Genomic DNA, 13,199 nt, shown 5'->3' on the forward strand with positions numbered 1-13,199 from the left:
CAGTGCTCGCCAAAACGCGTTAGCGTTTTGAACGCCGCTAGCGGCGGCCCGAAGGGCGAGCGTAGCGAGTCAAACCTCACGTACTACGTGTACGCTCCGGTTTTTGCGCGCTGTCCGTGTCCAAACTGGCTGCGCCAATAACGCCTGGTGGGATAGGCTCTCAGATTTTATTAATCGCCGCGATTTATGGCGAGCAAACATCGCGGCGGGAATAAAAATCTTCAGCGTATCGACTCTTCTCCCACAAGCGGTGGTTATCCCGCTTGTGGGCATGAGTGACGGTTAAACAGGCGCTTCCATCTCAAGTCTGACCGGATGAAAACGGCGTTTGAAATAAATCAGGCCATGCCCATCCTGGCTAAGAATAATATTTTTGATCGCCACCAGATACACCAGATGCGTGCCAATGGTTTGTACCTCGCTGATCTCGCCTTCAAGACCGGCCAGCGCGCCGTTAAGTACCGGCTGGCCCAGCGGCCCGTTTTGCCAACATGGCTGGTGAAAACGCTCTTCCATCGCCATCCCCGTCATACCGGCAAAGTGGCGCGCCATCAGCTCCTGCTCATGGTTAAGTACATTAATGCACAGCCTGCCGTTGCCCTGAAAGACGGGGTTCATGGCGCTATTGGCATTAATACATACCATCACGGAGGGCGGCGTATCGGTGACGGAACAGACCGCTGTTGCGGTGATACCGCAGCGTCCGGCGTGACCCGCCGTGGTTACGATGTTGACCGCTGCCGCCAGACTTGCCATCGCATCGCGAAAACGCAGACGTTGTTCATCTACTTGCATGAGAACCTCCTGCCGCGTTATTTCAGCAGCTTATCCAGTTGATTGATGTCGTCGTTATTGTGCAAATGCGAAACCGTCCAGCCATTCTGATCGTATTCGGAGAGGCAGCGATCGACCATTGCCATCATCTTATCCATATTGCCGGAGCTCTGGGCCTGACGCAGGCACTGCAGACGAATTTCATCCTGGCTGCCCGAGTAGTTAATCTCGTACAGCTCATGGCGACCGCCAAACTCGCTGCCGATGGCATCCCACATCAATTTAAGAATTTTGATACGTTCAACATGGTCCATTCCGTTAGAGCCGCGTACGTATTTCGCCAGGTACTGGTCGATTTGCGGATTATTCAGATCGCGGGCGCTGGAAGGCAGGTAAATCAGGCCGCTGGTAACGTTACGTTCAATAATATTTTTAATTTTCGCGTAGGCCATTGGGGCCATCACACGATAGGTTTGCAGCGCGGCGTGGTCCGGTAGCCAGGCGCCGTTTACCCACGGGGTTGCTTCGGAACACATAGAATCGCTCAATGCCCAGAACATATTGCGCCAGGCCACGACTTCGCCGAGATCGGCCTGCACGCCCCGGAACTCTACGGTACCCGTACATTCGAGCGATTTTTTCAGCAGCGCGGTAATGAAATCAAGTTTAACCGCCAGACGAACACAGGCTTGCAGTGGATACATACGGGCAAAGCCGCCTTCCATCGTCCAGCGACGGCAACGATCGAAATCACGGTAAATTAATACGTTTTCCCACGGGATCAGCACCTTGTCCATCACCAGAATGGCATCGTTTTCATCAAAGCGGCTGGAGAGTGGATAATCAAACGGCGAGCCCGTCGCGCCCGCGACCATTTCATACGAGGCGCGCGAAATAAGTTTTACGCCTTCGGCATCCATTGGCGCGACAAACATCAGAGCAAAATCCGGGTTTTCGCCCATCACCTGGGCTGAGCCGAAACCAATCATGTTGTAGTGAGTCAGGGCGGAGTTAGTGGCGACGACTTTCGCCCCGCTGACAATAATCCCGGCGTCCGTCTCTTTCTCCAGCTTGATATAGACGTCTTTCACTTCGTCGGCAGGTTTGTGGCGGTCAATGGGCGGGTTGACGATTGCATGGTTAAAGTACAGGCCGGTCTCCTGAATACGGGTGTACCAGTTGCGGGCGTTCTGCTCAAACTGGCCGTAGAAGGCTGGGTTAGCGCCCAGGGCGCAACCAAAGGCGGCTTTGTAATCCGGTGTGCGTCCCATCCAGCCGTAACTCAGGCGTGACCACTCGGCGATAGCATCACGCTGTTGGCGCAGATCGTCTGCGCTTTTCGCAACGCGGAAAAATTTATGCGTATAACCGCCGCTGCCGGTATCGGTATTCCAGCATAGGGTATCTTGCATCGACGGTTTATGTAATGCGTCATACAGTTGTGCGACAGAGGCTGCGGCATTGCGGAATGCCGGATGTGTCGTAACATCTTTAACGCGTTCGCCGTAAATATAAATTTCCCGCCCGTCCTGCAGGCTTTTTAAATACTCTTCGCCCGTTAACGGACGCTTGTTATCAGTACGAAAATCTTCAGGTTTCATTGCGGCCTCTTCCTCATTAATCGGAATGTTTTGTTAATAATATGTTTCTTATTTGTTGTTTAATTGAATAGGCAGAAGCGTAAACTGTGAAGAGACTTTCAGGACAACGGCGGGTACTTTTCAGATGAACGTCGAAGAAGAAGAGTAAAATGCGATCGCCGTCAACGTTGTAAGCGGGAGGGGATTCCCGTGTCGGCGGCGTGGGAAGGTAAGAATACTATGCTTCCGCTTCGCTATCAGGATGCTGGCGTCCAAGGGCAATAAGATCGTCCAGCAGCAGCATCAATTGCTGTGTTTTTTCGGGCGTGAAATCGGCCTCAATTTTTCGATAAGCCTCTTCTACCTGGCTTCGGGCACGGGCGTACAACGTTTGTCCCTGCTCCGTCAACATGACATATAACTTACGCTGATCGTTAACCGGCTTGAGTCGCAACACCAGTCCGTCTCGCTCCATGCGCGTCAATATTCCGGTCAGACTTGGACGCAAAATGCAGGTACGAAAGGCCAGCTCGTGAAAATCCATAGAGGGGCTATCGGCCAGGATTCGCACAATGCGCCATTGCTGGTCGGTCAGATTGTGGCTTTTAACGATGGGGCGGAAATAGGTCATTGCCGCTTCGCGCGCCTGAAGCAAGGCGATGGTTAATGAATCATGCATAAGCGTTTCTCTTTTGCAGAATTATTAATACCTGAATAATCGTGTTTACCGATGTGAGCTATGACATCTGTTTTATGTCCAAAGTTTAACAGAAACAAGGGGTTTTATTTAACTCTTTGATATGTATGCATTTAATAATAAATTTGTGAAAATATTGTTAATCACATCACAAATACTTTACTTCAGCTTGCTAAATGTACAGCGAAAGCATAAATCTAATCATTAATATATTAATGAAATCACAGCCCGTTGAATCGGCCTGAGGAGTTTATGTATGAAGGGTACTGTTTTCGCCGTTGCGTTAAACCATCGCAGTCAGCTTGATGCCTGGCAAGAGGCTTTCTCTCAGCCTCCCTATAATGCGCCGCCTAAAACCGCAGTGTGGTTCATCAAACCGCGTAATACGGTGATTCGTCACGGCGAACCCATTCCTTATCCGCAGGGAGAAAAGGTACTGAGCGGCGCGACAGTGGCGCTCATTGTGGGGAAAACCGCCAGCCGGATACGCCCTGAAGCGGCGGCGGACTATATCGCCGGGTATGCGCTGGCTAACGAGGTCAGCCTGCCGGAAGAGAGCTTTTATCGCCCGGCGATTAAAGCGAAATGTCGCGATGGCTTTTGCCCGCTGGGTGAAATGGCACCGCTGAGTGATGTGGATAACCTCACCATTATCACGGAAATCAACGGACGAGAAGCGGACCACTGGAATACTGCCGATTTACAGCGTAGCGCCGCACAACTACTTAGCGCGTTAAGTGAGTTCGCTACGCTTAACCCTGGCGATGCGATCTTACTCGGTACGCCGCAGAATCGCGTTGCGCTGCGTCCCGGCGATCGGGTGCGTATTCTGGCGAAAGGTTTACCCGCGCTGGAAAATCCGGTTGTCGCAGAAGATGAATTCGCCCGCCACCAGACGTTTACGTGGCCGCTGTCAGCGACGGGTACGTTATTTGCGCTGGGGTTGAACTACGCCGATCACGCCAGCGAGCTGGCATTTACGCCGCCGAAAGAGCCGCTGGTATTTATCAAAGCGCCAAACACCTTTACCGAACATCACCAAACGTCGGTGCGCCCGAACAACGTCGAATATATGCACTACGAAGCCGAGCTGGTCGTGGTGATTGGCAAAACGGCGCGTAAGGTGAGCGAAGCCGAAGCCATGGAGTATGTGGCCGGTTACACCGTCTGTAACGACTACGCGATCCGCGACTATCTGGAAAACTACTACCGTCCGAATCTGCGGGTAAAAAGCCGCGACGGCCTGACGCCGATAGGCCCGTGGATTGTGGATAAAGAGGCGGTTTCTGATCCGCACAACTTGACGTTACGCACCTTTGTTAACGGTGAGCTGCGCCAGGAAGGGACGACCGCCGATCTGATCTTCAGCATCCCGTTCCTGATTTCTTATCTGAGCGAATTTATGACGTTGCAACCGGGCGACATGATTGCCACCGGTACGCCGAAAGGGCTTTCCGATGTGGTGCCGGGGGATGAAGTTGTCGTGGAAGTAGAAGGCGTGGGCCGCCTGGTTAACCGAATCGTCAGTGAGGAGAGCGCAAAATGAAGAAAATAAATCATTGGATTAACGGCAAAAATGTTGCAGGTAACGACTACTTCCAGACCACTAACCCGGCGACCGGTGACGTGCTGGCGGAAGTGGCCTCCGGCGGTGAAGCAGAGGTGAACCAGGCTGTCGCGGCGGCAAAAGAGGCGTTCCCGAAATGGGCCAACCTGCCGATGAAAGAGCGCGCGCGCCTGATGCGTCGTCTGGGTGACCTGATTGACCAGAACGTACCGGAAATCGCGGCGATGGAAACCGCCGACACCGGTCTGCCTATTCACCAGACTAAAAACGTGCTGATCCCGCGCGCCTCGCATAACTTCGAATTCTTCGCCGAAGTGTGCCAGCAGATGAACGGCAAGACCTACCCAGTTGACGATAAAATGCTCAATTATACGCTGGTGCAGCCCGTCGGCGTCTGCGCGCTGGTGTCGCCGTGGAACGTGCCGTTTATGACCGCGACCTGGAAAGTCGCGCCGTGCCTGGCGCTGGGTAACACCGCGGTGCTCAAAATGTCCGAGCTGTCGCCGCTGACTGCTGACAGGCTGGGCGAGCTGGCGCTGGAGGCAGGAATTCCGGCAGGGGTGCTGAACGTGGTGCAGGGCTATGGCGCGACGGCGGGCGATGCGCTGGTACGCCACCATGACGTGCGTGCGGTGTCGTTTACCGGCGGTACTGCCACCGGTCGCAATATCATGAAAAATGCCGGCCTGAAAAAATACTCGATGGAGCTGGGCGGTAAATCGCCGGTGCTGATTTTTGAAGATGCCGACATTGAGCGCGCGCTGGACGCCGCGCTGTTCACCATCTTCTCAATCAACGGCGAACGCTGCACCGCCGGGTCGCGCATCTTTATCCAGCAGAGCATTTACCCTGAGTTCGTGAAGCGCTTTGCCGAACGCGCGAATCGCCTGCGTGTCGGCGATCCGACCGACCCGAACACTCAGGTCGGCGCGCTGATTAGCCAACAGCACTGGGAAAAAGTCTCCGGTTATATCCGCCTCGGCATTGAAGAGGGCGCAACGCTGCTGGCGGGCGGTGCGGAAAAACCCACTGACCTGCCTGCGCATCTGAAAGGCGGTAACTTCCTGCGCCCAACCGTGCTGGCCGATGTCGATAACCGTATGCGCGTCGCGCAGGAAGAGATCTTTGGGCCGGTCGCCTGCCTGCTGCCATTCAAAGACGAAGCGGAAGGGTTACGCCTGGCGAACGACGTGGAATACGGTTTGGCCTCTTATATCTGGACCCAGGACGTGAGCAAAGTGTTGCGCCTGGCGCGTGGGATTGAAGCCGGCATGGTCTTCGTCAACACCCAGAACGTCCGCGACCTGCGCCAGCCGTTCGGCGGCGTGAAAGCCTCCGGTACCGGGCGCGAAGGCGGCGAATATAGCTTCGAAGTGTTTGCGGAAATGAAAAACGTCTGCATCTCAATGGGCGACCATCCTATCCCAAAATGGGGAGTTTGATATGGGCAAGTTAGCGTTAGCAGCAAAAATTACCCACGTGCCGTCGATGTATCTTTCTGAACTGCCAGGAAAAAATCACGGTTGTCGTCAGGCAGCCATTGATGGGCATATTGAAATTGGCAAGCGTTGCCGCGAAATGGGCGTTGACACCATTATCGTATTCGACACCCACTGGCTGGTGAATAGCGCTTACCACATTAATTGTGCCGACCATTTCCAGGGCGTCTATACCAGCAACGAATTGCCGCACTTTATTCGCGACATGACCTATGACTATGACGGTAATCCGGAGCTCGGCCATCTGATCGCCGACGAGGCGGTCAAACTGGGCGTGCGCGCTAAAGCGCACAACATCCCGAGCCTGAAGCTGGAGTATGGCACGCTGGTGCCGATGCGCTACATGAACAGCGACAAGCACTTCAAAGTGGTCTCCATCTCGGCGTTCTGTACTGTTCATGACTTTGCCGACAGTCGCAGACTGGGCGAAGCCATTCTCAAGGCGATTGAGAAATATGACGGTACCGTAGCGGTATTCGCCAGTGGTTCTCTGTCGCACCGTTTTATTGACGACCAACGGGCGGAAGAGGGGATGAACAGCTACACCCGCGAGTTCGATCATCAAATGGACGAGCGCGTGGTCAAGCTGTGGCGCGAAGGCAAATTCAAGGAGTTTTGCACCATGTTGCCGGAGTACGCCGACTACTGCTACGGCGAAGGCAACATGCACGACACGGTCATGCTGCTGGGAATGCTGGGTTGGGACAAATACGACGGCAAGGTGGAGTTCATCACCGACCTGTTCGCCAGCTCCGGTACCGGCCAGGTAAACGCTGTTTTCCCGCTGCCTGCGTAAGGGGTGTTTATGCCGCACTTTATTGCTGAATGTACTGAAAATATTCGCGAGCAGGCTGATTTACCAAGCCTGTTCAGCAAAGTAAACGAGGCGCTGGCCGCCAGCGGGATTTTCCCCATCGGTGGTATCCGCAGTCGCGCCCACTGGCTGGGTACCTGGCAGATGGCTGACGGTAAGCATGATTACGCGTTTGTGCATATGACGCTGAAAATCGGCGCCGGGCGCAGCCTGGAGAGCCGTCAGGAAGTCGGCGAAATGCTGTTTGGGCTGATTAAAGCCCACTTCGCCGACCTGATGGAGAACCGCTATCTGGCGCTGTCGTTTGAGATTGCCGAGTTACATCCGACGCTCAATTACAAACAAAACAACGTACACGCGTTATTTAAATAGCACACTCTTTCGCCCGGTGGCGCTGCGCTTACCGGGCCTACAAAAAAAACGATGCACGAAGCAATACCGAACCGTAGGCCGGGTAAGACGCACCCGCGTCGCCACTCGGCGCAGCAGCACCGAATGACGTAACAGGAAGCAACTATGCTCGATAAACAGACCCATACCCTGATCGCCCAGCGACTTAATCAGGCTGAAAAACAGCGTGAACAGATTCGCGCAGTGTCGCTGGATTATCCCAACATCACTATTGAAGATGCCTATGCCGTACAGCGTGAATGGGTCAATATCAAGATCGCCGAAGGGCGCACGCTCAAAGGCCACAAAATCGGCCTGACCTCAAAAGCGATGCAGGCCAGCTCGCAAATCAGCGAACCGGATTACGGCGCGCTGCTTGACGATATGTTCTTCCATGACGGCGGCGATATCCCCACCGACCGTTTTATCGTCCCGCGTATTGAAGTGGAGCTGGCGTTTGTGCTGGCGAAACCGCTGCGCGGCCCTCACTGCACGCTGTTCGACGTCTACAACGCCACGGATTATGTGATTCCGGCGCTGGAACTGATTGACGCCCGCAGCCACAACATCGACCCGGAAACCCAGCGTCCGCGCAAAGTGTTCGACACCATTTCCGACAACGCCGCCAACGCCGGGGTGATCCTCGGTGGTCGCCCCATCAAACCAGACGAGCTGGATCTGCGCTGGATCTCCGCGCTGCTCTATCGCAACGGCGTGATCGAAGAAACCGGCGTCGCCGCAGGCGTGCTGAATCATCCGGCCAACGGCGTGGCGTGGCTGGCGAACAAGCTTGCCCCCTACGATGTCCAGCTTGAAGCCGGGCAGATCATCCTCGGCGGCTCGTTCACCCGCCCGGTGCCGGCGCGCAAGGGCGACACCTTCCATGTCGATTACGGCAACATGGGCGCGATCAGTTGCCGGTTTGTGTAAGGAAAAAACGATGAAAAATGCTTTCAAAGACGCGTTAAAAGCGGGGCGCCCGCAAATCGGTTTGTGGCTGGGGCTTGCCAACAGTTACAGCGCTGAACTGTTAGCGGGCGCCGGCTTCGACTGGCTACTGATTGACGGTGAACACGCGCCAAACAACGTGCAGACGGTGTTGACCCAGTTGCAGGCGATTGCGCCTTATCCCAGCCAGCCGGTGGTGCGTCCGTCATGGAACGATCCGGTACAGATTAAGCAACTGCTCGACGTCGGCGCGCAAACGCTGCTGATACCGATGGTGCAGAATGCTGATGAAGCGCGAAACGCCGTGGCGGCTACGCGTTATCCGCCTGCTGGTATTCGCGGCGTGGGCAGCGCGCTGGCGCGGGCATCGCGCTGGAATCGCATTCCGGACTATCTCCACCAGGCCAACGACGCCATGTGCGTACTGGTGCAGATTGAAACGCGTGAGGCGATGAGCAATCTGGCGTCAATTCTCGACGTGGATGGCATTGGCGGCGTGTTTATCGGCCCGGCGGACCTCAGCGCCGATATGGGCTTTGCCGGCAATCCGCAGCACCCGGAAGTGCAGGCGGCGATTGAGAACGCCATCGTGCAGATACGCGCGGCGGGGAAAGCGCCGGGGATTCTGATGGCCAATGAAGCACTGGCGAAACGTTATCTGGAACTGGGGGCGCTATTTGTCGCCGTCGGCGTTGACACCACGCTGCTGGCGCGCGGAGCGGAGGCGCTGGCGGCGCGCTTTGGCGCAGAAAAAAAGCTGTCCGGTGCGTCCGGCGTCTATTAAGCCTGGCCCGGTAAGCGCAGCGCTACCGGGCAACCGTAGTACCCTACAAAATTCCCATCAGAGGAAAAAAAATGAGCGACACATCATCTGCACTTCCGGAAAGCCCCGAGTCTGTCGGTTCGCACAACGCGCTCAGCACGGGTCAACAAACCGTCATAAATAAACTGTTCCGCCGACTGATCGTATTTTTATTCGTGTTGTTTATCTTCTCGTTTTTAGACCGTATCAACATCGGTTTTGCCGGGTTGACGATGGGGCAGGATCTGGGGTTAAGCGCCACCATGTTTGGCCTTGCCACGACGCTGTTTTACGCCACCTACGTCATTTTCGGCATTCCCAGCAACGTGATGTTGAGCATCGTCGGCGCCCGCCGCTGGATTGCGACCATTATGGTGCTATGGGGCATTGCATCTACCGCCACGATGTTCGCGGTGGGACCGAAAAGCCTGTATGTGCTGCGAATGCTGGTGGGCATTACCGAAGCGGGCTTTTTGCCAGGAATATTGCTCTATTTAACCTACTGGTTCCCGGCATTTTTCCGCGCCCGCGCCAACGCATTATTTATGATTGCCATGCCGGCCACTACCGCGTTGGGGTCGATTGTCTCCGGCTATATTTTATCGCTGGACGGCATATTCAATCTGCATGGATGGCAGTGGTTATTCCTGTTGGAAGGATTTCCGTCAGTTTTGTTAGGCATTATGGTCTGGTTTTACCTGGATGATACCCCGGCAAAAGCCAAATGGCTGACGGCAGAGGATAAAAAATGTTTGCAGGAGATGATGGATAATGACCGCCTGACGCTGGTTCAGCCGGAGGGGGCCATCAGCCATAACGCCATGCAGCAGCGTAGTCTGTGGCGCGAAGTATTCACGCCAATTGTACTGATGTATACGCTGGCCTATTTTTGCCTTACCAATACGCTTAGCGCCATTAGTATCTGGACGCCGCAAATCCTGAAAAGTTTTAATGAAGGCAGTAGCAATATCACCATCGGCCTGCTGGCGGCGATCCCGCAGATTTGTACTATTCTGGGCATGATTTACTGGAGCCGCCATTCGGACAAACATCAGGAGCGTAAACATCACACGGCGTTGCCGTTCCTGTTTGCCGCCGCGGGCTGGCTGCTGGCGTCGGCGACCGACCATAACCTGATCCAGCTCCTGGGGATCGTGATGGCATCCACGGGTTCCTTTAGCGCGATGGCGATCTTCTGGACCACGCCGGATCAGTCGATCAGTTTACGCGCCAGGGCGATAGGCATTGCGGTCATCAATGCCACCGGCAATATTGGCTCCGCGCTTAGCCCGTTTATGATTGGCTGGCTAAAAGATATCACCGGTAGCTTCAATAGCGGACTCTGGTTTGTCGCTTCTCTGTTAGTCATCGGCGCCGCCATTATCTGGCTCATTCCCATGAAAGCATCGCGTCCGCGCGCCACCCCTTGAGGAGAAACTATGTGCCAACGTGCGATCGCCAATATTGATATCAGCAAAGAGTATGACGAAAGCATGGGCAGTAACGATGTGCATTATCAGTCGTTTGCTCGTATGGCGGATTTCTTTGGTCGTGATATGCAGGCGCATCGCCACGACCAGTTTTTTCAAATGCACTTTCTTGATACCGGGCAGATTGAGCTACAGCTCGACGATCATCGCTATTCGGTGCAGGCGCCGCTATTTGTGCTTACGCCGCCCTCGGTGCCGCATGCTTTTATTACCGAATCGGATAGCGATGGCCATGTTCTGACGGTACGCGAAGAGCTGGTTTGGCCGCTGCTGGAAGTGCTTTATCCCGGCACCAGAGAGGCCTTCGGCCTGCCGGGAATCTGTCTGTCGCTGGCGGATAAACCCAACGAGCTGGCGGCGCTCAAACATTACTGGCAGCTAATTGAGCGGGAGTCCACGGAACAACTGGCTGGCTGCGAACATACCCTGGTGCTACTGGCGCAGGCGGTATTTACCTTGCTGTTGCGTAATGCGAAGCTGGACGATCACGCCGCAACCGGGATGCGCGGTGAACTGAAACTTTTTCAGCGCTTTACCCTGTTAATTGACAACCACTTCCATCAGCACTGGACGGTGCCCGATTATGCCTGCGAGCTGCATATTACCGAATCTCGTTTGACCGATATTTGCCGACGTTTTGCTAATCGCCCGCCTAAACGCCTGATTTTTGATCGGCAATTACGCGAGGCGAAACGACTGCTGCTTTTTTCCGACAATGCTGTCAACGAGATCGCCTGGCAATTAGGTTTTAAAGATCCGGCTTATTTCGCCCGTTTCTTTAATCGCCTTGCTGGCTGTTCTCCTTCGCAGTTTCGCCAACGTGAAGTTCCCTCTTTTCTCAACTAAGAAGAGTAAAAACATGATGAAAAAAAGCGTCGCTATGCTGGCGGTTTGTATGCTGGCGCAAAGCCAACTTGCCATTGCTGCCGGTACTCCTGCGCCTCAAGAGATCAACATTGTTTTACTGGGCACCAAAGGCGGGCCTTCTTTGCTCAATACAGCCAGACTACCGCAAGCGACGGCGCTCACTATCGGCGATAAAATATGGCTGATAGATGCCGGCTACGGCGCCAGTCTGCAACTGGTGAAAAACGGCATTCCACTGCGCAACATCAATACTATTTTGCTCACCCATCTGCACAGCGACCACATACTGGATTATCCTTCCTTGCTGATGAATGCCTGGGCAAGTGGTCTGAAAGACCATACCATACAGGTGTATGGCCCGCCGGGAACCCAGGCGATGACGAAGGCTAGCTGGAAGGTCTTTGACAGGGATATCACGCTACGCATGGAGGAAGAGGGGAAACCCGATCCGCGCAACCTGGTTAAGGCGACCGATATTGGCCAGGGCGTCATCTATAAAGATGAACTGGTCACAATAAGCGCGCTAAAAGTGCCTCATTCCCCTTTCCCGGACGGTGAAGCGTTTGCTTACCGTTTTGATACCCAGGGTAAGCGAATCGTCTTCTCTGGCGATACGTCCTGGTTTCCGCCGCTTGCAACGTTTGCCCAAGGGGCGGATATCCTGGTACATGAGGCGGTACATGTCCCTTCGGTAGCAAAACTGGCTAATAGTATTGGCAACGGAAAAACGCTGGCTGAAGCGATTGCGTCGCATCACACCACGATTGAAGATGTCGGTAAGATTGCTCGCGAGGCCCACGTGAAAAAACTGGTGTTAAGTCATCTGGTGCCTGCGACGGTTGCGGATGACGTCTGGCAACAGGAAGCCATGAAAAATTACCCGGGCCCTGTCATTGTCGGTCATGACAATATGACGATAAGCGTACCGTAAGTATCAGGGCAGGGGTAAACCCACGGGCTGACATGATGTCAGCCCGTTATGCTTTTGGCGATCAGCATGACGCGCAGAGCTTTTGTCTAAAACATTATTTTTTCTAAACACTACTTGCTGATTTTTATGCACAATAAAGGTAAGATGATTGCTCTGGTGAAATATTACTAAATAAGAATGTCACGGATGGAATTTATACAGTGTTAAAAGCAATGCGTTTCTTTGTCTGCCGGCCATCAGTAATATCCTCTGTACCGGCTCCTCGTTGCCAAAGTGAAGGTTAGATTAAACGAATCAAAAAATATCCGAACTGTACAATTTTTATATCAAACATATTTAACTGCAAAATACTGCAAACGTGCGCGAATACACTTAATCAGTAGTATGGCTAATGCATACTTTATTTCCTAAACTTTCTTATTATCTATTTGAATATTTCTGGTTAAACCAAATGGACAAACGGATACCAGACACTCGAAAGGATAACTGCAGGCTTCTGGTTTAGGATTGCAGTTACCAGGACAGTGGCTATTTTCTTTAAGCGATTTCCATAGAACAGGATTAAACCTGGTAACGTTGTAAACAGTAACGGGATAAAGTTTATCGTTTATTAAGACCCCCTTATTAAAGGGGATGATAATGCTACCTGGAGGCATGTAAACATCTGCCTGATACCATAAGGTCAATCTAAGATTTTTTAGGCTATGTATGCATGAGAACGACACTCCGGTAGAGGGACTTATAACTGTATCAACGACCTTCCATTCCATTACAGAAACCTTTTAAGTGAAATAGTCAATGGTGTAAATTACATTTTCCGTAAGCCTATTCAGGATAGAT

At 53.4% G+C, this 13,199-nt stretch carries 13 protein-coding genes; 9 read left to right on the forward strand and 4 right to left on the reverse strand.

What is annotated here, in order from left to right; all coding sequences use genetic code 11:
• Positions 1 to 282 precede the first annotated feature (282 nt).
• From J4728_RS01250 to hpaR, 3 genes are all read right to left on the reverse strand, one after another.
• Positions 283 to 795, reverse strand: a complete 513-nt coding sequence (locus J4728_RS01250) for a 4-hydroxyphenylacetate 3-monooxygenase reductase subunit (RefSeq protein ID WP_001195556.1) — start codon at positions 793 to 795, stop codon at positions 283 to 285.
• Positions 796 to 812: 17 nt separating this feature from the next.
• A complete protein-coding gene (gene hpaB / locus J4728_RS01255; protein WP_000801496.1) occupies positions 813 to 2,375 on the reverse strand; it encodes a 4-hydroxyphenylacetate 3-monooxygenase, oxygenase component in 1,563 nt (520 codons plus the stop codon).
• A gap of 217 nt (positions 2,376 to 2,592) precedes the next feature.
• Entirely contained in the window at positions 2,593 to 3,033 is a 441-nt protein-coding gene (hpaR, locus tag J4728_RS01260) for a homoprotocatechuate degradation operon regulator HpaR (protein WP_000543922.1), read from the reverse strand.
• Positions 3,034 to 3,307: 274 nt separating this feature from the next.
• Between hpaR and hpaG the strand changes: the two genes are divergently transcribed.
• The 9 genes from hpaG (at position 3,308) to J4728_RS01305 (ending at position 12,359) form a co-directional block, all read left to right on the forward strand.
• A complete protein-coding gene (gene hpaG / locus J4728_RS01265) occupies positions 3,308 to 4,597 on the forward strand; it encodes a 4-hydroxyphenylacetate degradation bifunctional isomerase/decarboxylase (RefSeq protein WP_000679210.1) in 1,290 nt (429 codons plus the stop codon).
• Positions 4,594 to 6,060, forward strand: coding sequence for a 5-carboxymethyl-2-hydroxymuconate semialdehyde dehydrogenase (gene hpaE, locus J4728_RS01270; RefSeq protein WP_000723529.1), 1,467 nt, complete (start codon positions 4,594 to 4,596; stop codon positions 6,058 to 6,060). Before hpaG ends, hpaE begins: the two co-directional genes overlap by 4 nt.
• 1 nt (position 6,061) lies before the next feature.
• Positions 6,062 to 6,913 carry a 3,4-dihydroxyphenylacetate 2,3-dioxygenase gene (gene hpaD, locus J4728_RS01275; protein WP_000516978.1) on the forward strand — a complete coding sequence of 284 codons (852 nt, stop codon included), beginning with the start codon at positions 6,062 to 6,064 and terminating at the stop codon, positions 6,911 to 6,913.
• Positions 6,914 to 6,922: 9 nt separating this feature from the next.
• Complete coding sequence (locus tag J4728_RS01280) at positions 6,923 to 7,303, forward strand: 5-carboxymethyl-2-hydroxymuconate Delta-isomerase (RefSeq protein WP_023204324.1); 381 nt, start codon at positions 6,923 to 6,925, stop codon at positions 7,301 to 7,303.
• Between the two features lie 144 nt (positions 7,304 to 7,447).
• Positions 7,448 to 8,251, forward strand: a complete 804-nt coding sequence (hpaH, locus tag J4728_RS01285; protein WP_000884795.1) for a 2-oxo-hept-4-ene-1,7-dioate hydratase — start codon at positions 7,448 to 7,450, stop codon at positions 8,249 to 8,251.
• Between the two features lie 10 nt (positions 8,252 to 8,261).
• Positions 8,262 to 9,053: a 4-hydroxy-2-oxoheptanedioate aldolase gene (gene hpaI / locus J4728_RS01290; protein WP_208210954.1), complete on the forward strand. Its 792-nt coding sequence runs from the start codon at positions 8,262 to 8,264 to the stop codon at positions 9,051 to 9,053.
• Positions 9,054 to 9,124: 71 nt separating this feature from the next.
• The gene (gene hpaX / locus J4728_RS01295) at positions 9,125 to 10,501 is read left to right on the forward strand and encodes a 4-hydroxyphenylacetate permease (protein WP_208210959.1); all 1,377 of its coding nucleotides are present in this window, start codon (positions 9,125 to 9,127) and stop codon (positions 10,499 to 10,501) included.
• Between the two features lie 9 nt (positions 10,502 to 10,510).
• Positions 10,511 to 11,407 (forward strand): 4-hydroxyphenylacetate catabolism regulatory protein HpaA, encoded by an 897-nt coding sequence (hpaA, locus tag J4728_RS01300; RefSeq protein WP_000336602.1) that lies wholly within the window; start codon positions 10,511 to 10,513, stop codon positions 11,405 to 11,407.
• A gap of 13 nt (positions 11,408 to 11,420) precedes the next feature.
• On the forward strand, positions 11,421 to 12,359 hold the full coding sequence (locus J4728_RS01305; protein WP_001524477.1) for an MBL fold metallo-hydrolase: 939 nt from the start codon (positions 11,421 to 11,423) through the stop codon (positions 12,357 to 12,359).
• A 407-nt stretch (positions 12,360 to 12,766) separates the two neighbouring features.
• On the opposite strand, the gene J4728_RS01310 is transcribed toward J4728_RS01305, so the two are convergent.
• Positions 12,767 to 13,129: an anti-adapter protein IraM gene (locus J4728_RS01310; protein ID WP_001537781.1), complete on the reverse strand. Its 363-nt coding sequence runs from the start codon at positions 13,127 to 13,129 to the stop codon at positions 12,767 to 12,769.
• Between the last annotated feature and the right edge of the window lie 70 nt (positions 13,130 to 13,199).

It is taken from the genome of Salmonella sp. 32070601201500089SM, from assembly GCF_017573605.1.
Classification (GTDB): Bacteria; Pseudomonadota; Gammaproteobacteria; order Enterobacterales; family Enterobacteriaceae; genus Salmonella; species Salmonella enterica.